At 70.4% G+C, this 25481-nt stretch carries 32 protein-coding genes; 15 read left to right on the top strand and 17 right to left on the bottom strand.

Annotation, left to right across the window (positions count from 1 at the left end):
- Positions 1-7 precede the first annotated feature (7 nt).
- Positions 8-682 carry a hypothetical protein gene (locus ACWEPL_RS26835; protein ID WP_363961872.1) on the top strand — a complete coding sequence of 225 codons (675 nt, stop codon included), beginning with the start codon at positions 8-10 and terminating at the stop codon, positions 680-682.
- Here the strand turns inward: ACWEPL_RS26835 and ACWEPL_RS26830 are convergent.
- Positions 674-1504: an undecaprenyl-diphosphate phosphatase gene (locus tag ACWEPL_RS26830; RefSeq protein ID WP_350741849.1), complete on the bottom strand. Its 831-nt coding sequence runs from the start codon at positions 1502-1504 to the stop codon at positions 674-676. The genes ACWEPL_RS26835 and ACWEPL_RS26830 overlap by 9 nt on opposite strands.
- A 124-nt stretch (positions 1505-1628) precedes the next feature.
- Positions 1629-2432, bottom strand: coding sequence for an NmrA family NAD(P)-binding protein (locus ACWEPL_RS26825; RefSeq protein ID WP_363961874.1), 804 nt, complete (start codon positions 2430-2432; stop codon positions 1629-1631).
- Positions 2433-2507: 75 nt separating this feature from the next.
- On the opposite strand from ACWEPL_RS26825, the gene ACWEPL_RS26820 reads away from it, so the two are divergent.
- The 3 genes from ACWEPL_RS26820 to ACWEPL_RS26810 all read left to right on the top strand — a co-directional run bounded on the left by ACWEPL_RS26820 (position 2508) and on the right by ACWEPL_RS26810 (position 4185).
- Positions 2508-3425, top strand: a complete 918-nt coding sequence (locus ACWEPL_RS26820) for an AraC family transcriptional regulator (RefSeq protein ID WP_355204026.1) — start codon at positions 2508-2510, stop codon at positions 3423-3425.
- The gene (locus ACWEPL_RS26815) at positions 3422-3928 is read left to right on the top strand and encodes an HAD domain-containing protein (RefSeq protein ID WP_350741855.1); all 507 of its coding nucleotides are present in this window, start codon (positions 3422-3424) and stop codon (positions 3926-3928) included. Before ACWEPL_RS26820 ends, ACWEPL_RS26815 begins: the two co-directional genes overlap by 4 nt.
- Before the next feature lie 62 nt (positions 3929-3990).
- A complete protein-coding gene (locus ACWEPL_RS26810; RefSeq protein WP_350741857.1) occupies positions 3991-4185 on the top strand; it encodes a PspC domain-containing protein in 195 nt (64 codons plus the stop codon).
- Here the strand turns inward: ACWEPL_RS26810 and ACWEPL_RS26805 are convergent.
- Entirely contained in the window at positions 4145-4516 is a 372-nt protein-coding gene (locus ACWEPL_RS26805) for an RNA polymerase sigma factor (RefSeq protein ID WP_363961877.1), read from the bottom strand. The genes ACWEPL_RS26810 and ACWEPL_RS26805 overlap by 41 nt on opposite strands.
- On the opposite strand from ACWEPL_RS26805, the gene lipB reads away from it, so the two are divergent.
- Complete coding sequence (gene lipB, locus ACWEPL_RS26800; protein ID WP_350741863.1) at positions 4507-5142, top strand: lipoyl(octanoyl) transferase LipB; 636 nt, start codon at positions 4507-4509, stop codon at positions 5140-5142. The genes ACWEPL_RS26805 and lipB overlap by 10 nt on opposite strands.
- 8 nt (positions 5143-5150) lie before the next feature.
- On the opposite strand, the gene ACWEPL_RS26795 is transcribed toward lipB, so the two are convergent.
- The 4 genes from ACWEPL_RS26795 to ACWEPL_RS26780 form a co-directional block, all read right to left on the bottom strand.
- Positions 5151-5540, bottom strand: a complete 390-nt coding sequence (locus ACWEPL_RS26795; RefSeq protein WP_350741865.1) for a type II toxin-antitoxin system VapC family toxin — start codon at positions 5538-5540, stop codon at positions 5151-5153.
- Entirely contained in the window at positions 5537-5764 is a 228-nt protein-coding gene (locus ACWEPL_RS26790) for a FitA-like ribbon-helix-helix domain-containing protein (RefSeq protein ID WP_185070191.1), read from the bottom strand. Before ACWEPL_RS26790 ends, ACWEPL_RS26795 begins: the two co-directional genes overlap by 4 nt.
- 64 nt (positions 5765-5828) lie before the next feature.
- The gene (locus ACWEPL_RS26785; protein ID WP_363961881.1) at positions 5829-7358 is read right to left on the bottom strand and encodes an amino acid permease; all 1530 of its coding nucleotides are present in this window, start codon (positions 7356-7358) and stop codon (positions 5829-5831) included.
- A 97-nt stretch (positions 7359-7455) separates the two neighbouring features.
- Entirely contained in the window at positions 7456-8370 is a 915-nt protein-coding gene (locus ACWEPL_RS26780; RefSeq protein WP_452437787.1) for a zinc-binding dehydrogenase, read from the bottom strand.
- A gap of 99 nt (positions 8371-8469) precedes the next feature.
- Between ACWEPL_RS26780 and ACWEPL_RS26775 the strand changes: the two genes are divergently transcribed.
- Positions 8470-9054 (top strand): TetR/AcrR family transcriptional regulator, encoded by a 585-nt coding sequence (locus ACWEPL_RS26775; protein ID WP_452437786.1) that lies wholly within the window; start codon positions 8470-8472, stop codon positions 9052-9054.
- Here ACWEPL_RS26775 and ACWEPL_RS26770 read toward each other — a convergent pair.
- A complete protein-coding gene (locus ACWEPL_RS26770) occupies positions 9032-9577 on the bottom strand; it encodes a type 1 glutamine amidotransferase domain-containing protein (RefSeq protein ID WP_452437785.1) in 546 nt (181 codons plus the stop codon). The genes ACWEPL_RS26775 and ACWEPL_RS26770 overlap by 23 nt on opposite strands.
- 121 nt (positions 9578-9698) lie before the next feature.
- Between ACWEPL_RS26770 and ACWEPL_RS26765 the strand changes: the two genes are divergently transcribed.
- The 6 genes from ACWEPL_RS26765 (at position 9699) to ACWEPL_RS26740 (ending at position 15865) form a co-directional block, all read left to right on the top strand.
- Entirely contained in the window at positions 9699-9962 is a 264-nt protein-coding gene (locus ACWEPL_RS26765) for a copper ion binding protein (RefSeq protein ID WP_397369085.1), read from the top strand.
- A 186-nt stretch (positions 9963-10148) separates the two neighbouring features.
- Positions 10149-11963, top strand: coding sequence for an ABC transporter substrate-binding protein (locus ACWEPL_RS26760; protein WP_363961889.1), 1815 nt, complete (start codon positions 10149-10151; stop codon positions 11961-11963).
- A complete protein-coding gene (locus ACWEPL_RS26755; RefSeq protein ID WP_452437784.1) occupies positions 11960-13012 on the top strand; it encodes an ABC transporter permease in 1053 nt (350 codons plus the stop codon). The genes ACWEPL_RS26760 and ACWEPL_RS26755 overlap by 4 nt, the downstream gene beginning before the upstream one ends.
- On the top strand, positions 13009-13890 hold the full coding sequence (locus tag ACWEPL_RS26750; RefSeq protein ID WP_363961893.1) for an ABC transporter permease: 882 nt from the start codon (positions 13009-13011) through the stop codon (positions 13888-13890). Before ACWEPL_RS26755 ends, ACWEPL_RS26750 begins: the two co-directional genes overlap by 4 nt.
- Positions 13887-14861 carry an ABC transporter ATP-binding protein gene (locus tag ACWEPL_RS26745; RefSeq protein WP_364259204.1) on the top strand — a complete coding sequence of 325 codons (975 nt, stop codon included), beginning with the start codon at positions 13887-13889 and terminating at the stop codon, positions 14859-14861. The genes ACWEPL_RS26750 and ACWEPL_RS26745 overlap by 4 nt, the downstream gene beginning before the upstream one ends.
- Positions 14858-15865: an ABC transporter ATP-binding protein gene (locus tag ACWEPL_RS26740; protein WP_452437783.1), complete on the top strand. Its 1008-nt coding sequence runs from the start codon at positions 14858-14860 to the stop codon at positions 15863-15865. Before ACWEPL_RS26745 ends, ACWEPL_RS26740 begins: the two co-directional genes overlap by 4 nt.
- A 7-nt stretch (positions 15866-15872) precedes the next feature.
- Here the strand turns inward: ACWEPL_RS26740 and ACWEPL_RS26735 are convergent, their stop codons facing one another.
- Positions 15873-16520, bottom strand: a complete 648-nt coding sequence (locus tag ACWEPL_RS26735) for a response regulator (protein WP_452437782.1) — start codon at positions 16518-16520, stop codon at positions 15873-15875.
- Positions 16517-17614 (bottom strand): histidine kinase, encoded by a 1098-nt coding sequence (locus tag ACWEPL_RS26730; RefSeq protein WP_452437781.1) that lies wholly within the window; start codon positions 17612-17614, stop codon positions 16517-16519. Before ACWEPL_RS26730 ends, ACWEPL_RS26735 begins: the two co-directional genes overlap by 4 nt.
- 109 nt (positions 17615-17723) lie before the next feature.
- Between ACWEPL_RS26730 and ACWEPL_RS26725 the strand changes: the two genes are divergently transcribed.
- On the top strand, positions 17724-18800 hold the full coding sequence (locus ACWEPL_RS26725) for an alpha/beta hydrolase family protein (RefSeq protein ID WP_363961903.1): 1077 nt from the start codon (positions 17724-17726) through the stop codon (positions 18798-18800).
- Here ACWEPL_RS26725 and ACWEPL_RS26720 read toward each other — a convergent pair.
- Both ACWEPL_RS26720 and ACWEPL_RS26715 read right to left on the bottom strand, forming a co-directional pair.
- A complete protein-coding gene (locus tag ACWEPL_RS26720; RefSeq protein ID WP_452437780.1) occupies positions 18761-19585 on the bottom strand; it encodes an NmrA family NAD(P)-binding protein in 825 nt (274 codons plus the stop codon). The two genes, ACWEPL_RS26725 and ACWEPL_RS26720, sit on opposite strands and share 40 nt — an antisense overlap.
- Positions 19586-19646: 61 nt before the next feature.
- A complete protein-coding gene (locus ACWEPL_RS26715; protein ID WP_452437779.1) occupies positions 19647-20825 on the bottom strand; it encodes an FAD-dependent monooxygenase in 1179 nt (392 codons plus the stop codon).
- Positions 20826-20898: 73 nt separating this feature from the next.
- Between ACWEPL_RS26715 and ACWEPL_RS26710 the strand changes: the two genes are divergently transcribed.
- Positions 20899-21465 (top strand): TetR/AcrR family transcriptional regulator, encoded by a 567-nt coding sequence (locus ACWEPL_RS26710; RefSeq protein ID WP_363961908.1) that lies wholly within the window; start codon positions 20899-20901, stop codon positions 21463-21465.
- A gap of 8 nt (positions 21466-21473) precedes the next feature.
- Here ACWEPL_RS26710 and ACWEPL_RS26705 read toward each other — a convergent pair whose 3' ends face one another.
- From ACWEPL_RS26705 to ACWEPL_RS26695, 3 genes are read right to left on the bottom strand one after another with little or no spacing between them, the layout of a single operon-like run.
- Positions 21474-22112 (bottom strand): maleylpyruvate isomerase N-terminal domain-containing protein, encoded by a 639-nt coding sequence (locus ACWEPL_RS26705; RefSeq protein ID WP_363961910.1) that lies wholly within the window; start codon positions 22110-22112, stop codon positions 21474-21476.
- Positions 22113-22131: 19 nt separating this feature from the next.
- A complete protein-coding gene (locus ACWEPL_RS26700) occupies positions 22132-22446 on the bottom strand; it encodes a DMT family transporter (RefSeq protein ID WP_350741898.1) in 315 nt (104 codons plus the stop codon).
- Positions 22443-23072 carry an FMN-dependent NADH-azoreductase gene (locus ACWEPL_RS26695; protein WP_364259181.1) on the bottom strand — a complete coding sequence of 210 codons (630 nt, stop codon included), beginning with the start codon at positions 23070-23072 and terminating at the stop codon, positions 22443-22445. The genes ACWEPL_RS26700 and ACWEPL_RS26695 overlap by 4 nt, the downstream gene beginning before the upstream one ends.
- Before the next feature lie 82 nt (positions 23073-23154).
- On the opposite strand from ACWEPL_RS26695, the gene ACWEPL_RS26690 reads away from it, so the two are divergent.
- Positions 23155-23715, top strand: coding sequence for a TetR/AcrR family transcriptional regulator (locus tag ACWEPL_RS26690; protein ID WP_350741902.1), 561 nt, complete (start codon positions 23155-23157; stop codon positions 23713-23715).
- Here the strand turns inward: ACWEPL_RS26690 and ACWEPL_RS26685 are convergent.
- Both ACWEPL_RS26685 and ACWEPL_RS26680 read right to left on the bottom strand, forming a co-directional pair.
- Positions 23696-24424: a nucleotidyltransferase domain-containing protein gene (locus tag ACWEPL_RS26685; RefSeq protein ID WP_452437778.1), complete on the bottom strand. Its 729-nt coding sequence runs from the start codon at positions 24422-24424 to the stop codon at positions 23696-23698. The genes ACWEPL_RS26690 and ACWEPL_RS26685 overlap by 20 nt on opposite strands.
- An 80-nt stretch (positions 24425-24504) precedes the next feature.
- Entirely contained in the window at positions 24505-25443 is a 939-nt protein-coding gene (locus ACWEPL_RS26680; RefSeq protein ID WP_363961920.1) for a ribose-phosphate diphosphokinase, read from the bottom strand.
- Positions 25444-25481 lie beyond the last annotated feature (38 nt).

Genomic DNA, 25481 nt, shown 5'->3' with positions numbered 1-25481 from the left:
CGGCGGCATGTTGAACGACCAGGTGACCTTTCGGCGCATCGCGGCGGGTGTACTGCTCATCGTGGCCCCGCTGCTCCAGGCCGTCGCCGTCGTCGTCGATCCAGGCACCTGGGGCGACGACCGGGAGGCGGTCAGCTACGGCGCGAACCCCGCGCTGGCCCAGACCGAGTCCGCGCTCTACCACTGGAGCTGGATGCTCATGGCCGTGGCCGCGCTCGGCCTGGCCCATCTCACCCGGCGCAGGGCCACGCGGCTCGGCCACGTGGCGGCGGGTATGACGGTGATCGGCTATCTCTCGACGTCCGCGCTGCTCATGATGGACCCCGTGGAGTGGTGGCTGGGGCAGCACCACCCGCCGGAGGAGGCCCAGCGGATCCTCGACGAGATGCTGAACCTGCCCGGGGTCATCATCGGCTTCCAGATGCCGTGGATCTTCTTCGCCGTCCTCGGCCTGCCGCTGCTGACCGCGGCCGTGTGGCGGGCGGGCTTCGTCGGCTGGTGGGTGCCGCTGCTCGTCTTCGTCGGCTACGTCGTCTCGTTCCCCGTCCCGTACGGGCCCCTGACCGTGGTGTTCTGGATCCTGCCCGTCGTCGCCCTCGGCTGGACCGGGTTGAAGATCCTGCGCATGGGCGACGAGGCGTGGGCGGCGTACTATCCGGCTCCTGCCCTCGTGTCAGCCTAGGGCCGGGATCCAGCCCGCCGTGACCGCGAGGATGAGGAAGAAGCCCAGGACGATCCGGTAGATCACGAAGCCGGTGAAGCGGTGGGTGCTGATGTAACGCAGGAACCAGGCCACGGCCAGGTATCCGACGACGAACGAGATGACCGTGGCGAGGATCGTCGGCCCCCACTCGGGGGCCGGGCCCTTGCCGATCTCGCGCAGCTCGAAGACGCCCGAGCCCAGCACGGCGGGGATGGCCAGCAGGAACGAGTATTTGGCGGCGTCCTCGCGCCGGTAGTCGAGCAGCAGGCCGGCGGTCGTGGTGCCGCCCGAGCGGGACACGCCGGGGATCAGGGCGAGCGCCTGGGCGAAGCCGTACACGATGGCGTGGGGGAAGCTGAGGTGCTTCTCCAGCGTGAGCTTGTTGCGGGCGGTGCGGTCGGCGAACCAGAGGAGGAGGGCGAAGACGATCAGCGTGGTGCCCACCAGGCGCAGGTCGCGGAAGACGGTCTCGATCTGGTCCTTGAACGTCACGCCGAGCACCACGATCGGCAGCGAGCCGACGATGATGTACCACCCCATGCGGGCGGCCCAGTGACCGCGCAGGTCCTTGTTGAACAGGGATCTGGTCCAGGTGGAGATGATCTCCCAGATCTCCTTGCGGAAATAGATCAGCACGGCCAGCTCGGTGCCGATCTGGATGACGGCGGTGAACGCCGCCCCTGGGTCCTGCCAGCCGGCGATGGCGGAGACCACCCGGATGTGGGCGCTGGAGGAGATCGGCAGGAACTCCGTGAGCCCCTGGACCAACCCCAGAACCACCGCTTCTAGCCAGCCGATCACGACGACAACCTTCCGAGAACGCGGGAGTGACGAGGGTGAGGCTAGCGGATGCCGGGGCCGGTGGGTTGCTCGCGTCGCGTACAGAGTCCCGTACGGCCACGAGGAGCACCGACCCCGTGAGATCTCAGAGGCGCTGCCACATCGCGGCGGCGGCCTCGGCGTAGTCGGTGAAGTCGCGGGCCGGGCGGCCGAGCGCCTGCCGCACGCCGTCCGCCACCGAGGCGTTGCGGCCGTCCAGGATGCCGGTGAACAGCGCGGCCAGCCCCGCGGCCTCCTCCTCGGGCACGCCGTTCTTGACGGCCGCGGTCACGTACTCCTCCGGCGTCACCCGCGCGAACGAGATCTCCCTGCCGGTGGCCCTGGACAGCTCCTCGGCCGCCTGCGCGAACGTCAGCAGCCGCGGCCCGGTGAGCTCGTAGAGCCGGCCCGCGTGGCCGTCCCGGCTGAGCGCGGCGGCGGCCACGTCCGCGATGTCGTTCACGTCCACGAACGGCTCGGGGACGTCGGCGACCGGCAGCGCGATGACGCCTTCGAGCACCTGGTCGTAGAAGAAGCCCTCGCTGAAGTTCTGCATGAACCAGCTGCAGCGGACGATCGTCCACTCGGCTCCGGACTCCCGCACGGTCCGCTCGCTGGCCTCCGCCTCCGGCTCGCCCCGCCCGGACAGCAGGACCAGCCGCCGCACGCCGCCGCTCACGGCCAGCTCCGTGAACGCCTTGACGTCCTCGTACGCGCCGGGGAAGGCCAGATCGGGGACATAGGCGAGATAGACGGCCGTCGCGCCGTCGAGGGCCGCCGGCCACGTGGAGCGGTCCTGCCAGTCGAAGAGGGGGCGGGACCCGATCCGCACGGGCAGGCCGAGAGCGTTGAGGCGGTCAACCACGCGGCGGCCGGTCTTGCCCGTGCCGCCCAGAACCAGAATCGTCATATATCTAGTAAGCCGCCATACCCATAAGACTCTCCATGGTTGAGAAGCGCAATGGCATATGCGATCGTCTAACCCATGGACCAGCTGGCGGCGCTACTGGACGGCCCGCGGGCCCGTGGCGCCTTCCTGCTCCGCTCGATCCTGGATCCGCCCTGGTCGATGCGCATCCAGGACGAGGCCCCGCTGTCGTTGATCGCGCAGGTGCGCGGGGAGTCGTGGATCGCGTTCGACTCGGGCGAGCCCGTGCGCCTGTCGCCGGGGGAGGTCGCGATCGCCCGGGGGCCGCGGCCGTACACGGTGGCCTCGGAGCCCGGCCTCAAGCCGCAGGTCGTCATCCTCCCCGGCCAGGAGTGCCGCACGATCGACGGCGAGTCGCCCTACGACACCATGTCGATGGGCGTGCGCACGTGGGGGAACGACCCGTCAGGGGGCACCGTGCTGCTCACCGGCACGTACAACCTGGAGGGCGAGGTCAGCAGGCGGCTGCTGGACGCGCTGCCGCAACTGCTCGTCCAGCCGGGAGACCCGATCATCTCGCTGCTCGGCGCCGAGATCGTCAAGGACGAGCCGGGCCAGGAGGCGGTCCTCGACCGGCTGCTCGACCTGCTGCTCATCGCGGTGCTGCGCTCGTGGTTCGCCACTCACGCGAACGAGGCGCCCGCCTGGTACCGCGCGATGGGCGACGCGGTGGTGGGCCGGGCCATGCGCCTGCTGCAGAACAACCCGGCGCACCCGTGGACGGTCGCCGCGCTGGCCACCGAGGTGGGCGTGTCCAGAGCGTCGCTGGCCAGGCGCTTCACCGAGCTGGTCGGCGAGCCGCCGATGTCCTTCCTCACGGACTGGCGCCTGGCGCTGGCCGCCGACCTGCTGCGGGAGCCGAACGCGACGATCGGCTCGGTGGCCAGGAAGGTGGGGTACGGGAGCCCGTTCGCGCTCAGCGCCGCCTTCAAGCGGGTACGCGGCGTCAGCCCGCAGGAGTACCGGGCCGGATGAAACCACTGCTGCTGCTGGACGTGGACGGCGTGCTCAACCCGATGGGCCGGCCCACTCCGGACTTCCGGCGCTACCGGTGCACGATCGACGGCGAGGTCTACACCGTGCACCTCAACCCGCGCCACGGCCGCAGGCTCCTCGACCTGGCCCTGGCGACCGGCTCCGAGCTGGTCTGGGCGACGACGTGGGAGCACCACGCCAACGACTGGATCGCTCCCAGGATCGGCCTGCCCTCGCTGCCCGTCATCCCCGTGGACCCGAACGTGGTCTCGGAGCGCGGGGAGATGTTCAAGACGCAGCACGTGGCCCGCTATGTGGGCCGGCGGCCGTTCGTCTGGTTCGACGACCAGGTGTGGGCGGAGGACGAGGAGTATCTCAGGGTGCATCAGGGTCTGGCTGACTTCCTGCTCATCCACGTGGACCCGGCACGGGGACTGACCAGCCGACATCTGGGCATGGCACATGAGTGGCTGACCCTTACAGGGTTTTCTCAGGGTTCCTGACGGGAGTCCGTCGGCCTGTCCGTCCGTTGAACAGGTAGGTCGTCACACACGGAGGAAACATCATGTACCGCTCACGAGAGCACAGGATTCTGGCCGGCGTCTGCGGCGGTCTCGCCGACAAGATGGGCCTGCCGCCCACTCTCGTCCGGATCCTGTGGCTCCTGCTGTCGCTCATCCCCGGGCCGCTGTGGGTCGTCTACGTCGTCATGTGGATCCTCATCCCGGAGGAGCCGAGGGGCTACCGTTCGGCGGCGTGACGTCCGCGACAGGCGCCGGTGGGCCGCCCGCCGTGGATCGGCGGACGGCCGGCTCGACCGGTCGCCCGCTCACCCGGTCGGTCAGCCGGTACTGCTTGTACGCCCGCCGCCGCTCGGCCGAGATCGTCCTGCGCGCCACGCCGTACAGCCAGGCGATCTCGGTGCCGAGGTCGGCGCGGTAGGTGTGGGCCGAGTCCAGCACCGCCACGAAGACCTCGGCGACCAGATCCGCGACGGTGTGCGGATCCTCGACGCGGCGGGCGAGGAACGGCGGTCCGGGCCGCGTGCGCCGATGCCCGGGATGCCGCTTATCCTCGAAGGATGAGGGCAAGGCCGCTGACACTCGTCCAGGACGATCTCGTCGACTACGACGCCGCGATGGAGCGCATGACCGACCTCGTCGGGCAGCGCCAGCGGGACGAGCGGCCGGACACGCTGTGGCTGCTCAGCCACCCGTCGGTCTACACGATCGGGCGCCGCACGCCGATGGCCCACCTACCGGCGCCCGAGCGCGGCATCCCCGTCATGGAGACCGGGCGCGGCGGCCAGCTCACCTACCACGGGCCGGGCCAGCTCGTCGGCTACCTGATCGTCAAGCTCGCCGAGGACCAGGGCATCGTCGACTACGTCCGCGAGGTGGAGCTGCGGCTGGTGGAGGCGCTGGGCAAGCTCGGGCTGCCCGCCGAGCGCCGCGACACGCCGCCGGGCTCGGAGCTGCTGACCGGTGTCTGGACCGCCGAGACCGGCCGCAAGATCATCTCGATCGGGATGCGGCAGAGCCGGGGCGTCACGAGCCACGGGTTCGCGCTCAACGTGGACGGCGACCTGGAGCCGTGGAACTGGGCGGTCGCCTGCGGCATGCCCGACGTGGACATGACCTCGCTCAAGCGCGAGCTGGGCACGGCCTCGATGGCCGAGGTCCGCACGGCCGTGGCCACCGCCTTCGAAGCCTCCTGAGCGCTCCTTCAGCCGCGCGGAAAGACCCGCACGTCGGCATCATGTCCGCCACCGTCGAGTTTGCCGTCGCAGGTGTAGAGCGGGGCCTCGAGCGCTTCGGCGAGTGCGAGATAGGAAGCGTCGTAGGACGTGTAGTTGTGCCGCAGCTCCCAGATGCGCTCCGCGATGCCCTTGATCTCGTAGCGGGCGATCTTCAGCGCGAGATAATCGGCTCGCGCCTGCTCCGCCGCGGCCGTGCCGAGCTTGCCGCCGAGCGAGAGACCCCGCAGGGTCGAGAGAACCTCGACATCGAGCAGGTGAGGGGCGTGGATACTCGCTTGGAGGGCGTCGATGAGCTCGGCATCCGCCGCACGTCCCGCCAATGCCTCGACCATCGCGGACGAGTCGATGACGATCATCGTCTGCCCTCGTGGACGGCGTCGAGGATGTCGGCGGTGGACGGCCCTTGGGATCGATCCCGAGACTTGAGCCGCTTGACGATTTCGGCATTGGTCGGCCTGGCGGCGATGTCTGCCAACTCCCTCGCGACGTAAGCCGAAAGAGACATGCCTGCCTCGGCCGCGCGCTCCTTCAACGACTCGGCTACGGGTTCGGGGACATCGCGAATGTAGAGCGTTGCCATAGAGGAATGCTAGCAGTTTGCAAGCAGGCGGGTACGGCCGCGGTGGCCGTACCCGCGGGCCGGGTCAGGAGATCGGGACCTCGTCGACCGTGCGGCGGGGGCCGGTGAACCAGTGCTTGGCCGACAGCGCCCACCACAGGGCGATGCCGACCAGCACCACCCCGACCGCGATCGGGGCGTAGTTGACCGAGGTCCAGTCGAAGGCCTTGTTGCCGGGCACCCCGGCGGGCGAGATCGGCATGATGAAGTAGATCGACACGACGACGATCTCGACGCAGGCGATCCAGCAGAGCACCTTGTACTTGCGGCCGAGCGTCCACGGGCCCGGCTTGAAGGCGTCGCCCGCGCGGAGCCGGAGCCAGATCGGGATGAGGAAGGCCAGGTAGAGGCCGACGACCGCGATCGACACGACGGCCAGGAACGCGACCGGCGTGGTCAGCCCGGGAGGCGCGTAGAGGGCGGGCAGGGTGATCAGGGCGGCCACGACGCAGCCTCCGATGATCGCGTTGACCGGGGTGCGGTTGCGGTCCACCTTCGACCACAGCCGCCAGCCGGGCACGCCGCGGTCCCGGGAGAACGCGTACGTCATGCGCGACATCGACGTCACGCAGCTCATCCCGCAGAAGAACTGGCCGATCGTGGAGATCGCGAACACCACGGTGGCCAGCGGGGCTGAGAGCGCGGTCTCGAAGATGGCTCCCACGAAGCCGGACTGCTTGTTGATCTCGTCCACGTTCGTGGCCGCGAACAGGAACGACAGCAGCAGGATCCAGCCGCCGATCGCCGAGTAGAAGATCGACTGCCAGAGCCCGCGGGCGGCGGTCCTGGCGGCGCCCTGGGTCTCCTCCGACACGTGCGCGCAGGCGTCGAAACCGGTGATCGTGTACTGGGTGAGCAGGAAGCCGAGCGGCAGCACGTAGAACCAGAACGACAGCCCGTCGGAGCCGGCGCCGAAGCCGGAGTTGTTGTTCGTGCCGCCGAAGACGAAGCCGAGCGACTGGTGGTGGTCGGGCGCGAAGATCAGGATCCCGACGACGATCGCGGCGCCCGCGACGTGCCACCAGACCGAGACGTTCTGCAGCAGCGAGATGAGCTTGTGGCTGTAGATGTTGATCAGCGCGTGGGCCACGAGGATGATCACGAACAGCAGGAACGCCTGTGGCAGCGTGGCCTCCCACGCGCCGTCGGTGAGCAGCTTGAGCGTCATGTTGAGGAACGTGGCGCAGCCGTAGTCCACCGACGCGGTGACGGCGATGAGGCCGATCAGGTTGAGCCAGCCGGTGAACCAGCCGTGGATCGGCTTGCCCAGCGTGGCGGCCCACCAGTAGATGCCGCCCGCCGTCGGGTACGCCGACACCAGCTCCGACATGCAGAAACCGATGATCAGGATGAACGCGGAGATCAGCGGCCAGCCCCAGGAGATGGCGATCGGGCCACCGTAGTTCCAGGCCTGTCCGAAGGTGGTGAAGCAGCCGGCGAGGATGGAGATGATCGAGAAGGAGATGGCGAAGTTGGAGAAACCGCTCCAGGTGCGGGCCAGCTCCTGCTTGTAGCCGAGCTCGGCGAGTCGCCTGGAATCCTCTTCAGTGGTCATTGAGGTCTCCCTGGGGGCGTGGAGGACGCTCCATTTGGACTACATCTAGACCATTTCTTTGGCGACGACAAGGCGTTACAGGTGGGTTTCGGGCCCGTCAGGGCGTTCGGCCAACCGCCAGGACGATCTTCCCGGTGAGGGAACCGCCGAGCTGGGCGGCCTTCGCGTCGTCCAGGTCCTCCCACGAGCCGGCCAGGCCGATTTCGAGGGAGATGTCGTCCGCGGCCACGAGGGCGAGCAGGTGGGCGAGGTCGTCGGCGGGGGCCGTCACGTCGCCGAAGGAGTTGAGCGACCTGGCCCGGCCCAGGGAGAAGGTCGAGTTCGGGGGGAAGACGGCGGGCTGCCCGGAGGCCCAGCCGACGCTCTGGAGGTTGCCGCCGGGCTTCAGCAGGGCCCAGGCGGCGACGAGCGCCGGGCCGCCGACCGTCTCGATCACGACGTCGACCGGCTCGACCCCGTCCAGGCCCACCACGATGTCGACGGGAGCTCCGAGGCCGGCCGCCAGTCGCTCGGCGCGTTCCGGTCTGCTGACGGAGGCGATGACGTGGGCGCCGGCGCGCCCGGCCAGTTGCACGGCCAGCCGTCCCACGGCTCCCGACGCCCCGGTCACCAGGACGCGCGAGCCCGGCGCGGGTCCGGGGGCCCGCAGCGAACGCAGCGCCGTGAGGCCGGCCATCGGGAGCGCGGCGGCGCGTACCAGGTCCACCCCGTCGGGGACCACCGCGAGCGAGCCGGTGTCGAACGCCGCCCGCTCGGCCCACGCGCCCGCCCCGAACGCCGCCACCCGCGCCCCCTCGCGCGGTCCCGTGCCGTCCTCGGCGGCGCGCAGGACGACTCCGGCGGCGTCGTAGCCGAGCACGGTGCCCTCCGGCAGGCGACCCATGTGCCGCAGGTCGCTGAAGTTGACGGACGCGTGACGGACCTCGACGAGCGCCTGCCCGGGCCCCGGCTCGGGTTCCGGCACCTCCGCGAAGCGTCCCTCGGCTCCCGGGCCCGCGACCAACGCACGCATGCTCATTCTCCCCGCTGTCAGGATGCGGACTGTCGGTCCGCTTCGATGGCAGGGATAGTATGAGGACCGACGGTCCGCTTGCAAGAGGAGGTAAGGCCGGTGCGGTCAGACGCGACCCGGAATCGGGAGGCGATCCTGCGGGCCACGGAGGAGCTGCTCGCCGCCCACGGCGCCGAGCACATCTCCCTCGACAGGGTGGCCGCGGCGGCGGGGGTCGGCAAGGGCACGCTGTTCCGGCGCTTCGGCAGCCGTACCGGGCTGTTCCAGGAGCTGCTCGCCGAGCGGGCCGCCGCGCTGGCGCTGGCCATCGAGACGCCCGGCTCCGCGCTCGGGCCCGGCACGCCGCCCGAGGGCCGGCTGACGGCCTTCCTGGACGAGCTGTGCGAGCTGGCCGAGCGGAACCTGGCGCTCTTCGCCGCGCACGAGCGGGCCTGCGCCGAGGACAAGTACCGCGATCCGACCTACCTGCGCTGGCACGCGCACGTGACGGCCCTGATCGCCGCGGCCCGGCCGGAAGGTGGCCTGGACGCGGAGTTCGCCGCCCACGCGCTGCTGGGCTCCTTCGATGCCGATCTGGCCCGGCACGTCATGGCGGACGGCGGGGTGGCGCGGCTCAAGTCCGCGGTCAGGGGCCTGGCCGAGACCCTGCTCCAGGGTGCGGCTACTCCGCGAACGCGTCGGTAGCGGCCTGGCAGAAGGCCTTGAGGTCGTCCGGCTTGCGGCTGCTGACCAGGGTGTTGGGCCCTGACGTGCAGATCACGACCTCCTGGTCCGCCCACGTCGCCCCCGCGTTGCGCAGGTCGGTCCGCAGGCTCGGCCAGGACGTGATCGTACGGCCGCGCACGACGTCCGCCTCGATCAGCGTCCAGGGCGCGTGGCAGATGGCGGCCACGGGCTTGCCCAGGTCGAAGAAGGCGCGGGCGAACCGGACGGCCCGCGGGTCCATCCGCAGGTAGTCGGGGTTCGCGACGCCGCCAGGGAGCACGAGGCCGTCGAACGAGGCCGGGTCGGCGTTCTCCACCGTGTCGTCCACGGCGAACCGGTCGCCTTTGTCCAGGTGGTGGAACGCCTGGATCTGGCCCCGCTTGGTGGAGACGAGCTTGGGCGTGCCGCCCGCCTGCTTGACCGCCTTCCACGGCTCCGTGAGCTCCACCTGCTCCACTCCCTCGGGAGCGACGAGGAATGCGATGGTCTTGCCGTCCAACATGTGATCTCCCCCTTGGGGCTGAGTGCTTCCCTCTCCCCCTTTCCGGGCGCGGCCGTAGTATGCACCTTTACCCCTAGGGGGTATAGTGGCGGCCAAGGATCAAGGAGTGAAGGAGCGAGGCATGACCGTCACGACGTACCAGGTTGAGGGCATGACCTGCGGTCACTGCGTGAGCGCCGTGACCGAGGAGGTCGGCAAGGTCGCGGGCGTGAGCGGGGTCCAGGTGGACCTGGCGGCCAAGGCCGTGACCGTCACGAGCGAGGCGCCGATCGACCGCGTGCTGATCGACGCGGCGGTGGTGGAGGCCGGCTACGAGCTTGCGGGGGCGATCGAGCTCCTGCCGCAGGCGGGGGGTTCGTGCTGCGGCTCCGGCGGCTGCCACTGATCGCCCCGTAGGATGCCTCATCGTCCCCTCGGGGGTGCCGCATCACGGCAGCCCCAAGGGGACTGAAAATTTACACCGCAAAAGGAAACGAGAATGAAACAATTTTCCGCAGCGCGTTGACACGCGGACTCCCTATGGTGTGCCTTCTTCTACACAGGAAAACCCCCGCCTGAAGGTGAGGCACATATGAGGAAATGGATCGCGCGCCTGGCAGCGCTGGGTGTCGCGCTGTTAGTGGCGGGTCAGGGCGCGACAGCCGCCCATGCCCAGGAGCCCGCGGCGGGGAAGAAGGTACTGCGCGTCGGGGCCACGCAGACGATGGACTCGATGAACCCGTTCCTGGCGGTCCGCCTGGTATCGACGTCGATCCACCGCTGGATGTACGGCTTCCTCACGGTGCCGGACTCCAAGACGTTGCAGCCCAGCGCCGACCTGGCCGAGTCGTGGACCACGTCGCCCGACGGGCTCACGTGGACGTTCAAGATCCGCGCGGCCAAGTGGTCGGACGGCAAGCCGGTCACGGCCGATGACGCGGCCTGGACGTTCAACAAGATCATGACGGACGAGGCCGCCAAGACGGCCAACGGCCCGGCGGTCGAGAACTTCGAGAGCGTCACAGCCAGCGGCCAGGACCTGACGATCAAGCTCAAGTCGCCGCAGGCGTCCATGCTGGACAACCCGATCCCGATCATGCCCAAGCATGTCTGGGAGTCGGTCACCGACATGGCCAACTACGACGCCGAGAAGTACCCGGCCGTCACCAGCGGCCCGTACATCGCGATCGAGCACAAGAAGGACCAGTACGTCAAGCTGCAGGCCAACCCCAACTACTGGCGGGGCAAGCCCAAGATCGACGAGCTGCAGGTCATCTTCTACGACAACCCGCAGGCCGCCGTCGCCGGCCTCAAGAACGGTGACATCGACCTGCTCGGCCGCATGTCCCCGGCCGAGTTCGAGGCCATCCAGAACGACCAGAACATCGAGGCGTGGAACACCCAGGGCCGCCGCGCGGCGTACCTGCAGATCAACCACGGCGCCACCACCACCGACAACAAGCCCGTCGGTGACGGCCACCCGGCCCTGAAGGACGTCAAGGTCCGCCAGGCTCTGCACTACGCCATCGACAAGCAGAAGCTGGTCGACGAGGTCCAGAACGGCCTGGCCAAGCCCGCCGACGGCTCGATCGTGCCGCCGATGTTCAAGGACTTCTTCTGGGAGGCCACGGGCGACGCGAAGGTCACCTACGACCCCGCCAAGGCCAACAAGATCCTCGACGACGCCGGCTACAAGAAGGGCTCCGACGGCATCCGTACGATGCCCGACGGCAAGCGCAAGCTGGAGTTCCGCTTCAGCATCCACACCGACACCCCGGTCGAGGACAAGCTCGCCGAATACCTGACGGGCTTCTTCAAGGAGATCGGCATCACGCTGACCACCGTGAAGCTCGACTCCAGCAAGTTCACCGAGCAGACGGGCGTCACCGGTCTCTTCGACATCGCGATCAGCGGCTGGTCGGTCAACCCCGACCCCGAGGAGGTCCTGGCCACGCACCTGTGCAGCCGCAGGCCGGCCCCGGGCGGCGAGGGCGGCGGCACCGAGTCGTTCTTCTGCGACGAGACCTTCGAGAAGCTCTACCAGGAGCAGCTGAAGGAGCTCGACCGGCCCAAGCGCGCCGAGACCATCAAGAAGATGGAGGAGCGGCTCTACACCGAGGCCCCGGTCATCGCGATCTACTACCCGAACGACCTTGAGGGCTACCGCAAGGACCGGGTCACCAGCATCACCCCGATCCCCGAGGACAAGGGCCTCCTTTACGGCGGCAGCGGCTACTGGCCGTTCTACACCGTGGACGTCAAGGCCGCGGCGGCGAGCGGCGGCAGCGGCGGCGGCGGCTCCAACACTGGCCTCATCGCCGGCATCGTGGGTGGCGTCGTGGTCATCGGCCTGGCGGGATTCTTCCTGAGCAGGCGGCGTAAGAGCGTCGCAGACGAGCGCGAATGACCACTCCGCTAGAAGCAGCAGAGCCCGCCGTCCAGGCGGCGGGCCCTGGTGATGAGCGCTCCACCAGCCGCGGCACGCTGCAGTACGCGCTGTCCAAGGCCGGTGGGGCGCTGTTCAGCATCGCCATGGTGATCGTCGGGACGTTCTTCGTGTTCCGGCTGCTGCCCGGCGACCCGGTGCGCAACCTGGCGCAGGGCCGCAACATGACGCCGGACCAGCTCAACCTCGAACGCCACCGGCTCGGCCTGGACAAGCCGGTGCTCCAGCAGTTCTTCGACTTCGTGGGCAACACGCTCAGGCTCGACCTGGGCACGTCCTACGAGTACAAGCGCCCGGTCCTGGACCTGATCGGCGAGCGCATCGGCCCGACGCTGCTCCTCGCGGGCACGGGTCTGGTCATCGCCGTCAGCCTCGGGATCTGGCAGGGCACGCGGTCCGGGTGGCGGCCGGGCACCAAGTTCGACCGCTTCTCCACCAGCGTGTCGCTGGTGCTCTGGTCGGTGCCCACGTTCTGGCTGGGTCTGCTGCTGATGATGGTGCTCGGCGTCGGCATCGGGCCCATTCCCGGCCTCTTCCCGTTCAGGGGCATCGAGAGCGTGGACGCGCCCGACGGCTTCGCGTACGTGCTGGACGTGGCCTCGCACATGGTCCTGCCGTGCCTGACCCTGGTGGGCGTGGTCTACGCCCAGTACCTGCTGATCATGCGCTCGTCGCTGCTGGAGGAGGTCAGCCAGGACTACGTGACCGTGGCCAGGGCCAAGGGACTCCGGGACGACGAGGTCCGGCGGCGCCACGCGGTGCCCAACGCGCTGCTGCCCACGGTGACGCTGGTGTTCATGCGCATCGGCTTCGTGGTCGGCGGCGCGGTCACCGTGGAGACGATCTTCACCTGGCCCGGACTGGGGCAGCTGTTCTACCGCGCGATCAAGGTGCCTGACTTCACGCTCATGCAAGGGACGTTCCTGCTGATCACCGTGGCCGTGATCCTCATGAACACGCTGGCCGACGTGGTCTACCACATGCTCGACCCGAGAGTGAGGTCAGCATGACCAGCGTCGCCGCGGCCCGCAGACGGCTCGTCCTGAGCCGGTTCTGGGCCGAGTTCCGCACCCACCGAGCAGGCCTCGCCGGGATGGTGGTCCTGCTCATCGCCGTGGTGTTCGCACTGATCGCGCCGCTGTTCATCGACGAGGGTGTGACCAGCGTCGTCGACGCCACCGGGGGCAAGTTCGCCGCGCCGAGCCTCGACTTCCCCTTCGGGACCGACGAGTCCGGCCGCTCGATCCTGCTGATGATCTGGTGGGGCTCGCGCACGTCCCTGCTCATCGGCTTCCTGGCCGCCCTGCTCAGCATCGTGATCGGCACGGTCATCGGCATCGCCGCGGGGCACTTCCGCGGTTGGGCCGGCGGCACGCTCATGCGGGTCACGGACTGGTTCCTGGTGCTGCCCTCGCTGGTGACCGCGCTGGTGCTGGCGGCCATCCTGGGCGGCACCACGTTCACGGTGATCATGGCGATCGCGGTCACCTCCTGGCCGTCGACCGCCCGCCTGATCCGTGCGCAGACGCTCGCCGTGGAGGCCCGGCCGTACATCGAGCGGTCGAAGGCGCTCGGCGGCGGGCACTGGCACATCACCACCCGGCACGTGCTCCCCAACGTGGCGCCGCTGCTGCTGGCCAGCACCACGCTGGAGGTGGCCAGCGCGATCGTCACCGAGTCCACGCTGGCCTTCCTGGGCGCCAGCGCGAACAAGACGTCATGGGGGACCATGCTGCGCTCCTCCTACGACTACGGAGCGGCCACGCAGGGCGCGTGGTGGTACATCCTCATCCCCGGTCTCGCCATCCTGGCCGTCGTCATGGCGTTCACCCTCGTCGGGCGGGCGCTGGAGGCCGTGCTGAACCCGCGGCTCAGGAGGGCGGCATGAGTCTTCTCGAACTCGACGACGTGTCGGTGACGTACCGCATCGCCTCGGGCGAGGTGCCCGCCGTGCGCGGTGTGTCGCTGACGCTCGACTCCGGGGCGGCACTCGGAGTCGCCGGCGAGTCGGGATCCGGCAAATCGACGTTGGCCATGGCGCTGATGCGGCTCCTGCCCCGCGACGCGCGCGTCGGTGGCCGGATCCTGCTCGACGGCGAGGACGTGCTCACCATGAAGTGGGGCCGCATGCGCGCCGTACGGTGGGCCGAGGCCTCGATCGTGTTCCAGGGCGCGCAGCACGGGCTCAACCCGGTGCGCAGGATCGGCGACCAGATCGCCGAGCCGCTGCTCGTCCACGGCCTGGCCAAGCCGGAGGCCGCCCGCAAGCGCGTGGCCGAGCTGCTCGAACAGGTCGGCCTGCCCACCTGGCGGGCCCGCAGCTACCCGCACGAGCTGTCCGGCGGGCAGCGGCAGCGCGTGATGATCGCGATGGCGCTGGCCTGCTCGCCCCGGCTGATCATCGCCGACGAGCCGACCACCGCGCTCGACGTGATGGTGCAGGCCCAGGTCCTGACGCTGATCAAGGAGCTGGTCGCCGAGCACGGCATCTCGCTGATCATGATCTCGCACGACCTGTCGGTGCTGGCGGACGTGTGCGGGCAGCTCGCGGTCATGTACGCGGGCCGCGTCGTCGAGTACGGGCCGTCCGCCGAGGTGTTCCACGACGCCAAGCACCCCTACAGCCGGGCGCTGGCGGCGGCGTTCCCCACGGTCGGTGACCCGGCCTCGCGGCTGGCCCCGAAGGGCCTCGGAGGCGACCCGCCCGACCCGATGCAGCTCCCGGGCGGCTGCTCGTTCCACCCGCGCTGCCCGGTCGCGCTGGACGAATGCGCCACGCTGGACGTGGAGCTGTGGCCCGCGGGTGAGCGCCGTACCGCCGCTTGCGTGCACGTACGCGAGAAGGAGGGGGCCTCATGACCGAGACGCAGACCACCGCCGAGGCGGTCTCGACGGCCCGGCCGAGCCTGCTGGAGGCCCGCGACCTGCGCGTGGAGTTCTCCTCGCGCGGCCGCCGCGCCAAGGCCGTGGACGGCGTGAACCTGGCCGTCGGCGAGGGCGAGATCGTGGCCCTGGTCGGCGAGTCGGGCTGCGGCAAGACCACGCTGGCGCGCACGCTGCTCGGCCTCGAACGCCCCACCTCGGGCGAGGTCCGCTACGGCGGCGCCGCCCTGGACTACGGCTCCAGGGCGCTCAAGGCGTACCGCAGGCAGGTGCAGCTCGTCCTGCAGGACCCGACCGGCTCGCTCAACCCCAGGCACACCGTGTACGAGGCGGTCGCCGAAGGGCCGCGCATCCACGGCCTGCCGGACGAGCGGGAGGTCGTGGCCGAGGCCCTGTCCAGGGCTGGGCTGCGGCCGCCGGACCGGTTCTTCCTGCGTTACCCGCACGAGCTGTCCGGCGGGCAGCGGCAGCGCGTGGTGATCGCCGGGGCGCTGGCGCTGAACCCGAAGGTGCTGATCGCCGACGAGCCGGTGGCCTCGCTGGACGCCTCCGTACGCGGCGAGATCCTGGCTCTGATGCTGCGGCTGCGCGACGAGCTGGGGCTGTCGGCGCTGGTCGTCACCCACGACCTGGGCCTGGCCTGGAACATCGCCGACCGGGTGGCGGTCATGTACCTGGGCCGGATCGTCGAGTCGGGGCCGGTGGAGCAGGTGCTGACCGCGCCGCGGCACCCGTACACGCAGGCCCTGATGTCGGTGCTGCCGGAGTCTCCCGAGCGGGTGGTGCTGACCGGCGAGCCGCCGGACCCGACCCGGATCCCGGGCGGGTGCCGCTTCCACGCCCGCTGCCAGGTGCTCGCCTCCGGGAAGGCGGCCGAGGCGGGGGTGGACGCCAGGTGCCGTTCGGAGCTGCTGGACATCCTGCCGGCCGTGCCCGAGGCCCAGGCGGCCTGCTACTACGCGGACGCCGTCGACGCTTAGCCCAGGTCTAGCCCAGGTCGGCGTCGTGGACCAGGATGGCGGCCTGGACGCGGTTGGCCAGGCCCAGCTTGGCCAGCACGCGGCTGACGTGCGCCTTCACCGTCGCCTCCGTCAGGCGTAGCTCGCGGCCGATCTCGGCGTTGGACAGGCCGCGGGCGACGGCCCTGATCACGTCCTCCTCCCGCCCGGTGAGCCGGTCGAGTTGCCTGCGCGCCACCTCGGCGCGGGAGGGGGCGCGGTTGGCGTACGACGCGATCAGGCGCTTGGTGACCGAGGGCGAGAGCATGGCCTGGCCGCCGGCGACCGTGCGGACGGCGGCGGCCAGCTCTCTCGGCGGGGTGTCCTTGAGCAGGAACCCGACCGCGCCCAGGCGTAGCGCCTCGTGCACGTACTCGTCCAGGTCGAACGTGGTCAGCATGATCAACTTGGGCGCGTCCGGCACGGACAGGAGCCGCGCGGCGGCGGTCAGGCCGTCCATGCCCGGCATGCGGACGTCCATCAGCACGACCTCGGGCCGCAGCCGCCGCACGGCGGAGACGGCCTCGGCGCCGTCGCGGGCCTCGCCGGCGACCGCGATGTCGCCCGCCGCCTCCAGGATCAGCCGCAGCCCCGAACGGACGAGCTCCTCGTCGTCCACGACGAGCACCCTGATCATGCCGGGATCCTGGCGCTCACGAGGAAGCCACCGCCGTCCTGGGCGCTGGTACGCAGGGTGCCGCCGAGCAGCTCCACCCGTTCCCGCAGGCCCACCAGGCCCCAGCCCGCGCCGGGCAGCTCCCCGGGCGGCTCCTTCGGCGCCTCGTTGCGCACCTCCACCTCCAGCTCCTCGGGCCCGTAGCGGATGAGCACGTCCGTGGCGGCGTCGCCCGCGTGCTTGTGCACGTTGGTCAGCGCCTCCTGGACCACCCGGTACGCCGTCCGCTCCACGGTCGGCTCGACCGGCCGCGCCTCGCCCTCGTCGTGCCTGGTCACCGCGATGCCCAGGGCACGGGACTGGTCGAGCAGCCGGTCGAGGTCCCCCAGGGCGGGCGGTGGCCGGAGCGGAGGGTTCTCGGGCGTGCGCAGGACGCCGAGCACGTCGCGCAGGTTCGCCAGGGCCTCGCGCCCGATTCCGCCGATCAGGGCGGCGGCCCGCTCGGTCTCCTCGTCGGACGCCCGCATCTCCAGCGCCCCCGCGTGCAGCACCATGAGCGAGACCCGGTGCGCGACCACGTCGTGCATCTCCCTGGCGATCCTGGCCCGCTCCTGCGCTCTGGTCTGCTCGGCCCGCATGACCTGCTCGTGCTCGCGGCGTTCCGCACGCTCCCTGGCCGCGTCCCGGCGGGTGCGTACCAGGAGGCCGAGTGCCAGCGGCAGCCCGATCACGGCCAGCGCCAGGATCAGCGCGTTGCCCGTGGTGGCGGTCATCAGCTCGTACGGGCCGCTCCGCCCCGCGCCCGCGAGCGCGGCGACTCCGCACACGGCCAGGCAGCCGCCGAGGTAGGCGGCCAGGCGGCGCCCGCTCAGGGTGAGGCCCGCGAAGTAGGAGGCCACCAGCAGCGGCGGCCACATCACCAGCCACACGTAGCCGGCGGCGCCCACCGCGGCCAGCGGCCACCAGGACCGCCGCGCCTGCCAGGCGGCCAGGCCCGCGACCGTGGCGACCGCGACGAGCACCGGGAGCGGCAGGCTCGACGGCACCCCGGCCTGCCCCTGCACCACGAACAGCGAGGCCGCGAACACACCGGCGCCGAGCAGCACGAACCGCATGCCTCACAGCGTATGGGCCGCCCGGAAAGGGACATTACGACGAAAGTAGTAAGAGCCGATCGACGATCGGGGCGTCCCGGGCGGCGGCCTCCGGCACCAGCCTGGGCCCATGCGTAAAACCCTCGCGACAGTCGCGATGTCCTTGGCCGTCCTCGCCGGAGCCGCTCCGGCGCAGGCGGCCGACCTCGCCCTTCCGAAGCCGACCGGGCCGAGGCCCGTCGGCACGACCAGCCTGCACCTCGTGGATTCGAGCCGCCCCGACCCCTGGAACCCCGAGGCGTCCCGGCGGGAGCTGATGGTCTCGCTCTGGTACCCGGCCAGGAAGGCCGTGGGGCGGCCCGCGCCGTACGTGACGCCCCAGGAGTCGGCCGCCATCGTGAAGGGCTTCCCGGGCGTCTCCCCGGACGCGCTCACGAAGACCAGGACGTACGCCAGGCTCGACGCCCCCGTGAGAGGGGGCAGGCTGCCCCTGGTCGTCATGTCGCCGGGCTTCTCCTTCCCGCGCGCCACCCTGACCTCGCTGGCCGAGGAGCTGGCGAGCAGGGGATACCTGGTGGCGGCGGTGGAGCACACGTACGAGTCGGTCGCGACCACGTTCCCCGACGGCCGGACCACCACCTGCCTGGCCTGCGTGAAGGGCCAGGACAACGTCAAGGTGGCCGCGAGCCGGGTCAAGGACGTGCGGTTCGTGCTCGGCGAGCTGGTCAAGGGCCGGTGGGGCAAGGCGATCGACCGGTCGAGGATCGCCATGGTCGGCCACTCCATGGGCGGGTACGCCACCGCCCAGACCATGCTGGCCGACACCCGGATCAAGGCCGGCGTCAACCTGGACGGCACGTTCGCGCTGGACGAGCCGCTCGACCGGCCGTTCATGCTGGTCGGGGCGCCGGGGCACGCCCCCGGCTACGGCTCCTGGGACAAGGCCTGGGTCAACCTGAAGGGCTGGAAGCGCTGGATCACGGTGGCGGGGACCGACCACTCGGCGTTCGTCGACTACGCGGTGCTCAGGCCGGCGCTCGGTCTGCCCGCGCAGGAGCTGGACGGCGCGCGGGCGCTGCGGATCACCCGCGCTCACCTGGTCAGCTTCCTCGACCTGCACCTGCTCGGTAAGCGGACTCCGGTCGAGGACCATCCCGAGGTCACCGATCACACCCGGAACGCGTCGGCGTTCTCCGAGGCCCACTGAGCGAAGCTGCGCGCGTCCCGGCCGGTGACCTCGCGCACGGTCGGGACCACCGTGTAGCCGACCTCCGGGGTGTTGCCCAGGGCCTGCACGAGGAACTCGATGGTCTGCTCGCCCATGCCGTCGGCGGCCCACTTGGCCCGCGCCTCGTCCACGGTCAGCTCCACGTACTCGACGCGGCTGCCGATCGACGTGCCCAGGATCTCGACCTTCTGCCTGAGCGTGATCGCCTCGGGACCCGTCAGCACGTACGTCCTGCCGCCGTGGCCGCCCTCGACCAGCACCGTCGCGGCCACGGCGGCGATGTCGCGCTCGTGCACGAGGGCGCTCAGCCGGTCGCCGAACGGCTCCTTGATGACGCCTTCCGTCTTCACCGTCTGCGCCCACCAGCGCAGCGTGTTGGACATGAACTCGACCGGGTGCAGCAGCGTCCACTCCAGGTCGGTCGCGGCCAGCGCCTGCTCGAGCGGGCCGTCCTCGCGGCCGCCCAGCACGGTGACCCGCTGCACGCCCGCCTTGACGGCCAGCTCCACGATCGCGGCGCCGTCCGGCAGGGGCGCGTAGTCGTCGCCCGCGAAGTTGATGAAGTGCGCGCCGGTGACGCCCTCGAAGGCGTCCTTCAGCGTCTCGGGCCGGGCGAGGTCACCGGCGACGACCTCGACGCTCTCGGGGAGTCCGGCCTTGGCGGGGTTCCTGGTCAGGGCGCGTACGTGCTGCCCGGCCGCGAGGAGCTCCTCGACGACGAGACGGCCGACGGTCCCGGTGGCTCCGGTGACGAGGATGGTCATGGCGAACCCCTTTTTCTTCGGAACGGAATGTTCTGCTCTTACTATAGCAGAACGGAACGCTTCATTCCGAATAATTCTTGAGCGAGATGGCGTTCGCGGCGCGGTGGATGGGGCCGGCGATCCTGTCGATCATCCGGTCGCGGCCGGGCAGGTGCGGGAGCAGCCTGATCATCCTGGTCTGGAGCCAGACGGCCAGGGACGAGCCGATCACCATGCCCTTGACGTTGGCCGGCCCGAGCGCCTGGTTGGCCTCGACGAACTCGCGCATCTCGCGCTCGTAGCCCTCCGTCCCGCCGCCGCCGGCCAGCTCGCCGGCCAGCACGTACGCGCCCACGAGCGCCAGGCTCGTGCCCTGCCCGGCGGCCGGCGAGGCGCAGTACGCCGCGTCGCCCACCAGCACGACGCGCCCCGTGGACCAGCGGTCCATGTGGATCTGGGTGACCGAGTCGAAGTAGAAGTCCTTGGCGTCGCGTACGGACTCCAGCAGCGCGGGCACCTCCCAGCCGACCCCCGCCATGGCCTTCACCAGCAGCTCCTTCTGGCCCTCGACGTCGCGGTGGTCGTAGGCCAGCGGCTCGGACGACCACATGAACAGCGCCTTGGCGCGGGTGTCCTGGCGGGTGCTGTAGACGTTCGCGGTCCGGCCGGGGGCCACGTGCACGGCCTCCTCGCGGTCCAGGCCCAGGGTGTTGGGGACGGTGCAGATGGAGATGTAGTAGCCGAGGTCGCGGGCGTACCGGGACTCCTCGCCGAAGGCGATCCTCCTGGTGTTGGAGTGCGCGCCGTCGGCCCCGACGACCAGGTCGAACCTGCGGGGCGCCGAGCGCTCGAACGTCACCGTGCCGTCCGCCGCGATGCCCGTGACGGAGTCGTCGAAGACGTACTCGACGTCGCGGCGGGTGAGGTCGTACAGGAGCTCGTTGAGGTCGCCGCGCATGATCTCGGCGTCGTCGCCCGTGCGCCCGCCGAACAGGTCGGCGTCCATGGTCGCGATCTTCCTGCCCCTGGCGTCGTAGTGGGTGGCGATCCGCATGTCCGTGCTCGCCGCGCGGACCGCCTCCATGAGGCCCATCCGCTCGATGACCTGGAGGGCCACGCCCCGGATGTCCACCTTGTAGCCGCCCTCGCGGATCGCGGGGGCCCGCTCGACCACGGTCACGTCGAAGCCGTGCCGCCTGAGCCAGTACGCGGTCGCGGTGCCGGCGATGCTTGCGCCTGAGATGAGGATGCTCTTCGTCATGGCCCTGACGGTACACATGTCTCAGACACTTGTCTAGGACGAATTTTCAAGACGTTTGTGCTAGGCTGCGAGTATGGGAAACAGGGAAGATCTGCTGGCCGGGGCCAAGCGATGCTTGATCGAAAAGGGCTACTCGCGTACGACGGCGCGCGACATCGCCAACGCGTCCGGGGTGAGCCTGGCGGGCATCGGCTACCACTTCAAGTCGAAGGAGGCGCTGATGAACGAGGCGCTCTTCGAGGCGATGCGGGAGTGGGGAGACGACCTGGCGCAGACCCTGACGGCCGACGTCAAACCGGACGCCACGCCGCTGGAGCGGTTCGAGACGGCCTGGGATCGGGTGGTGGAGTCGTTCACCCGCCTGCGGCCGCTGTGGCTGACGCAGTTCGAGCTGCTGGGGCAGATCGACCACCTGCCGGAGGTGCGCGAGCAACTGGTGCGGGCCACCGGGGAGGCGCGGCTGGGGCTGGCCGAGCTGTTCGAGGGGGTGGAGCTGGGGGGTGATCCGGAGCGTGAGCGGCTGGCGGGGACGCTCTACCAGGCGCTGCTGACGGGCTTCCTGTCGCAGTGGCTCCTCGACCCGGACAGCGCCCTGTCGGGCCGCGAGGTCGTCACGGCCCTGCGCTCATTCGCTTCCTGACGAGACGGTCAGAAGGCGCTGATGGTGGCGGGGGCGCGTTCGGTGCGGCTGAGCGTGCGGATGACCGCCGTGGCCCCGTGCCGGTGGACGGCCAGCCGGGCCAGGAGCTCGACCACGGGATCGATGATCGAGGACGGCAGCTCCGGCGTGTCCAGCCCCACGCTCGCCGCCAGGTCGTCCGAGTGCACGACCAGCTCCACGAGCCGCGTGAGCAGGAAGTCGTCGAGCCGCAGCGACCACCCCGTCCACGGCAGGCCCACGACCCGGTCGTCGGGTTCGGCGGGCAGTGCGGCGGTCAGCAGGTCGAGCAGCTCCTGCGTCCGGTCCACCAGCGCCCCGGGCCCGTCCGCGGCGGCGGCCTGGCCGCCGCGCCTGACGCTCACGTTGCTCTCGTGGTCGAGCCCCGCCTGCACCCACGGCGACCTCGAATAGTGCTCCAGGAGCCCGACCGGCTCGCCGGCCACCCCGTCGGGGACGAGCACGTCACGGGCACGGACGAGCTGGTGGGCCAGGTGCCCCGCCAGCCCCGCGACGCTGAACTCGGTCAGCGCGCTCGGCTTGTCCCAGGCCGCCGCCACGGCGGGATCGCGCAGCAGCGAGACTGCCGACGTCGCGGCCACCAGATAGGACTGCCTGATTTCCCCCATTTGCCGCCCTTCCCCTGGTTTAGGTGGTAACTCGCGCCAAGACTATCCCTCCGACAATCAGGCCGAGCGCCGCCATCCGGCCGACCGAGACGGGGTCGCCGTTGAGCGCGATGCCCAGGGTGATCGCGCCGACCGCGCCGATGCCCGTGAAGACGGCGTACGCGGTGCCGACGGGCAGCGTGTTCATCGCCTGGGACAGCAGCCAGACGGCGGCGGCCATCAGGACGAGGGACACGAGCGTGGGCACCGGCCGGGTGAAGTTCTGCGTCGGCTTGATGCTCTGCGACCACGCCACCTCGACGAGTCCGGCGAGGAACAGGACGATCCAGTTCACCGGGCCGCCTCCTTGAGCGCCGCCGCCAGGGACTGCTCGTGGCTGTCGCGCAGGTGCGCCAGGGCCGGGTCGAGCCGCGCGTTGACCAGCTCCGCGTGGATGAACGTCACGTCCTCGACCCTGAAGTGCCCCTTGAAGAAGTCGCGCAGGTAGCGCTCCTGGTGGTCGTAGGGCTCGCGGGGCGTGCCCGGCCCGTACGCGCCGCCCCGCGCGCTCGTCACCACGAACGAGCGGCCTTCGAGCGACATCTTCGGGAACGTGATCTGGTCGAGCCAGGCCTTGAGCGAGGAGGGGATCGAGTAGTTGTACATCGGCGTGCCGATCAGGATCACCTCGGCCGCCACCACCTCGTCGAGCAGGGGCTCCACGACGGCCCACGCCTGCCGCTGGGCGGGCGTCCGCACCGCCTCCCGATAGCGCGAAATGTCGGTGATCTCGTGTTCGAGGATGTGGTCGCAGAGCTCGGTCCACGCCTCGCCGATGTGCGGCACGGGCTGCGCGGCCAGGTCCCGGTACGCGTACCGGCGATCGGGATGCGCGGCCCGCCACGTGTCGGCGTACACGGCGGACAACCTGCGCGAGAACGACGACGCCCGGCGCGCGCTCGCGTCCAGATGCAGCAGCATGATCTCTCCCTTGAAAGGTTCTAAGCGGACACGCTGTCCACGTCAATATAACCGGACGCCGTGTCCACATACAATCGGACGCATGGAGAGAGCCGACGCCGCGCGGAACCGCGCGCGCATCCTGGAGGCGGCCGCGCAGCTCTTCGCGGAGCGGCTCCCGCAGGACGTGACGATGGACGACATCGCCAAAAAGGCCGGAGTGGGTCGGGGCACGCTCTACCGCCGCTACCCCGACCGGGCGTCGATCGCCGTCGCGCTCCTCGACGAGCACGAGCGGGCGCTGCAGGAACGGCTGCTGCGCGGCGACCCGCCGCTCGGCCCGGGAGCGCCGCCCGCCGAGCGGCTCGCCGCCTTCTACGCCGCGATGGTGCGCCTGCTGGAGGACCACCGGCACCTGGTCCTCGGCTCGGAGGTGGGCCGCTCGCGCTTCGAGACGGGCGCGTACGGCTTCTGGCGGGCGCACGTGCGCGCGCTCCTGGTCGCGGCCCGCACCCCGGATCCCGACGCGCTGGTGGACGTCCTGCTCGCGCCCCTTGCCCCCGAGGTGTACGGCTACCAGCGCTCGGTGCTCGGCCTGACCCCGGAGCAGATCACGCGGGCGCTGGCCGAGCTCACGGCGACCCTCAGGTCAGGGCCTTCCTGATGGCGGACCTGAGGAACGCGCGGGCCAGCCTCCCCCTCCTGAACCGGCTCAGCACCGGCCGCGCCGTGCCGTACCTGCGTGCCCGGATGTCGGCCACCACGTTCTCCGGCGCCCCGAGCTCGGCGAGCACGTCGAGGGCCTCCCGCTTGCTGATCATCCGCCCTTCCCGCAGCGTGACCGTGGCCCGGGCGACCGTGAGCAGGCCCAGGTCCACCCAGATGTCGCGCAGCCAGCGCCGCCGGGCCCGCGTCTTGACGAGCCAGTAGTCGCGCAGGTCGCCGCGTACGAAGTCGGTCAGCTCCTTGTCCGACACCGGCGGCAGCAGCCCGGCGGGCGGCGGGCCGTACAGCTCCAGGGCCCCTTCGTGCAGCTCGCGGCGGGTGACCGCGCTGACGGGACGGCGGAAGATGCGCTCGTGCGCCCAGGTCACGTGCTCGATCGAGGGGTCGGCCAGCTCTTCCCTGGCCAGGTACGAGCAGTGCAGGTGCGCGGCCAGCGGCCCGTCGAGCGCCCGGTGGACGGCCTTGATCCGGCGCCACTGCTCCATCGTCACCGGGGCGTCGATGACGGCGATCAGATCCAGATCGCTGCGGCCGGGCTGATAGTCATCGGTGGCGAGCGAACCGTGTGCCCATAAGGCGACCAAGGGCACGGCCGGTTCGACGCCCCGGAGAAAGTCGCTCAGCAGTCGTTCGGTGGCCGCGTGCATACTGGTCACTATGATCGATAAACCGCCGAGTGGGAAAGCCGCGCAGATCACAGCGGTTCCGCGCGGCTCCGGTCAGGTCGTCACGACGCGTTGAACAACGCGCTCACCGACTCCCCGTCGTGGATGCGGCGCATGGCCTCGGCCAGCGCGGGCGCGATCGACAGCACGGTGAGCTTGTCGCTGGGCTTGGGCGACGGCACGGTGTTGGTGCAGACGATCTCCTCGACCTCCGGCAGCGCGCTCAGCCGCTCCACAGCCCCGCCCGCGAACAGCCCGTGCGTGCAGGCCACCCGCACCGAGCGGACCCCCTGCTCGCGCAGCCGGTCGAGCAGCTCGATGACCGTGCTGCCCTTGGCGATCTCGTCGTCCAGGATGATCACGTCCTTGCCCGTGACGTCGCCGATCACGGAGCTGATCACCACGCGGTCGTCGCTGAAGCGCTGCTTGGCGCCCATGGCGACGCCGGTGCCGAGCAGCCGGGCGAAGTGGGCGGCCTCCTTGGCGTTGCCGAGGTCGGGGGAGACGACGACCGTGTTCGACAGGTCGTACTGGCGGAAGTGCGCGGCCAGCTCGCGCAGCGCGTGCAGGTGGTCGACGGGGACGCTGAAGAAGCCGTGCACCTGCGGAGAGTGCAGCGTCATGGCCAGCACCCGGCTGGCGCCCGCGGCCACCATCAGGTCGGCGACCAGCCGCGCGCCGATCGAGATGCGCGGGGCGTCTTTCTTGTCCGACCTGGCATAGGCGTAATGCGGCAGGACCACAGTGGTCCGCGCCGCGGACGCGCCCCGCGCCGCGTCCAGCATCAGCAGCAGCTCGACCAGATGCTCCTGTACGGGCGGCACGAGCGGCTGGATGAGGAACACGTCGCGTTCACGGCAGTTGGCCTGGAGCTGTACTTCGAGGACGTCGTTGGCGAAGCGCTCGATGCGCACCGGGTGGAGTGGCGTACCCAGATGCCTGCAGATCTCTTCAGCCAGCTCAGGGTGGGCGCTTCCAGAGAAAACCGTGATGTCTCGCACGATTCCGTAAGCATAGCCACCCGGCCTCGGCGTTCGCG

Source organism: Nonomuraea sp. NPDC004186, from assembly GCF_053603495.1.
Note: the sequence above shows the minus strand (reverse complement) of the source record. Positions and strands in the feature narration are given on the sequence as shown.

Coding starts and splice junctions, on each gene's coding strand:
- ACWEPL_RS26835 (WP_363961872.1), top strand. CDS start 8: ATGTTGAACGACCAGGTGACCTTTCGGCGCATCGCGGCGGGTGTACTG.
- ACWEPL_RS26825 (WP_363961874.1), bottom strand. CDS start 2,432: ATGACGATTCTGGTTCTGGGCGGCACGGGCAAGACCGGCCGCCGCGTG.
- ACWEPL_RS26820 (WP_355204026.1), top strand. CDS start 2,508: ATGGACCAGCTGGCGGCGCTACTGGACGGCCCGCGGGCCCGTGGCGCC.
- ACWEPL_RS26815 (WP_350741855.1), top strand. CDS start 3,422: ATGAAACCACTGCTGCTGCTGGACGTGGACGGCGTGCTCAACCCGATG.
- ACWEPL_RS26810 (WP_350741857.1), top strand. CDS start 3,991: ATGTACCGCTCACGAGAGCACAGGATTCTGGCCGGCGTCTGCGGCGGT.
- lipB (WP_350741863.1), top strand. CDS start 4,507: ATGAGGGCAAGGCCGCTGACACTCGTCCAGGACGATCTCGTCGACTAC.
- ACWEPL_RS26795 (WP_350741865.1), bottom strand. CDS start 5,540: ATGATCGTCATCGACTCGTCCGCGATGGTCGAGGCATTGGCGGGACGT.
- ACWEPL_RS26790 (WP_185070191.1), bottom strand. CDS start 5,764: ATGGCAACGCTCTACATTCGCGATGTCCCCGAACCCGTAGCCGAGTCG.
- ACWEPL_RS26785 (WP_363961881.1), bottom strand. CDS start 7,358: ATGACCACTGAAGAGGATTCCAGGCGACTCGCCGAGCTCGGCTACAAG.
- ACWEPL_RS26780 (WP_452437787.1), bottom strand. CDS start 8,370: ATGCGTGCGTTGGTCGCGGGCCCGGGAGCCGAGGGACGCTTCGCGGAG.
- ACWEPL_RS26770 (WP_452437785.1), bottom strand. CDS start 9,577: ATGTTGGACGGCAAGACCATCGCATTCCTCGTCGCTCCCGAGGGAGTG.
- ACWEPL_RS26765 (WP_397369085.1), top strand. CDS start 9,699: ATGACCGTCACGACGTACCAGGTTGAGGGCATGACCTGCGGTCACTGC.
- ACWEPL_RS26760 (WP_363961889.1), top strand. CDS start 10,149: ATGAGGAAATGGATCGCGCGCCTGGCAGCGCTGGGTGTCGCGCTGTTA.
- ACWEPL_RS26755 (WP_452437784.1), top strand. CDS start 11,960: ATGACCACTCCGCTAGAAGCAGCAGAGCCCGCCGTCCAGGCGGCGGGC.
- ACWEPL_RS26750 (WP_363961893.1), top strand. CDS start 13,009: ATGACCAGCGTCGCCGCGGCCCGCAGACGGCTCGTCCTGAGCCGGTTC.
- ACWEPL_RS26745 (WP_364259204.1), top strand. CDS start 13,887: ATGAGTCTTCTCGAACTCGACGACGTGTCGGTGACGTACCGCATCGCC.
- ACWEPL_RS26740 (WP_452437783.1), top strand. CDS start 14,858: ATGACCGAGACGCAGACCACCGCCGAGGCGGTCTCGACGGCCCGGCCG.
- ACWEPL_RS26735 (WP_452437782.1), bottom strand. CDS start 16,520: ATGATCAGGGTGCTCGTCGTGGACGACGAGGAGCTCGTCCGTTCGGGG.
- ACWEPL_RS26730 (WP_452437781.1), bottom strand. CDS start 17,614: ATGCGGTTCGTGCTGCTCGGCGCCGGTGTGTTCGCGGCCTCGCTGTTC.
- ACWEPL_RS26725 (WP_363961903.1), top strand. CDS start 17,724: ATGCGTAAAACCCTCGCGACAGTCGCGATGTCCTTGGCCGTCCTCGCC.
- ACWEPL_RS26720 (WP_452437780.1), bottom strand. CDS start 19,585: ATGACCATCCTCGTCACCGGAGCCACCGGGACCGTCGGCCGTCTCGTC.
- ACWEPL_RS26715 (WP_452437779.1), bottom strand. CDS start 20,825: ATGACGAAGAGCATCCTCATCTCAGGCGCAAGCATCGCCGGCACCGCG.
- ACWEPL_RS26710 (WP_363961908.1), top strand. CDS start 20,899: ATGGGAAACAGGGAAGATCTGCTGGCCGGGGCCAAGCGATGCTTGATC.
- ACWEPL_RS26705 (WP_363961910.1), bottom strand. CDS start 22,112: ATGGGGGAAATCAGGCAGTCCTATCTGGTGGCCGCGACGTCGGCAGTC.
- ACWEPL_RS26695 (WP_364259181.1), bottom strand. CDS start 23,072: ATGCTGCTGCATCTGGACGCGAGCGCGCGCCGGGCGTCGTCGTTCTCG.
- ACWEPL_RS26690 (WP_350741902.1), top strand. CDS start 23,155: ATGGAGAGAGCCGACGCCGCGCGGAACCGCGCGCGCATCCTGGAGGCG.
- ACWEPL_RS26685 (WP_452437778.1), bottom strand. CDS start 24,424: ATGCACGCGGCCACCGAACGACTGCTGAGCGACTTTCTCCGGGGCGTC.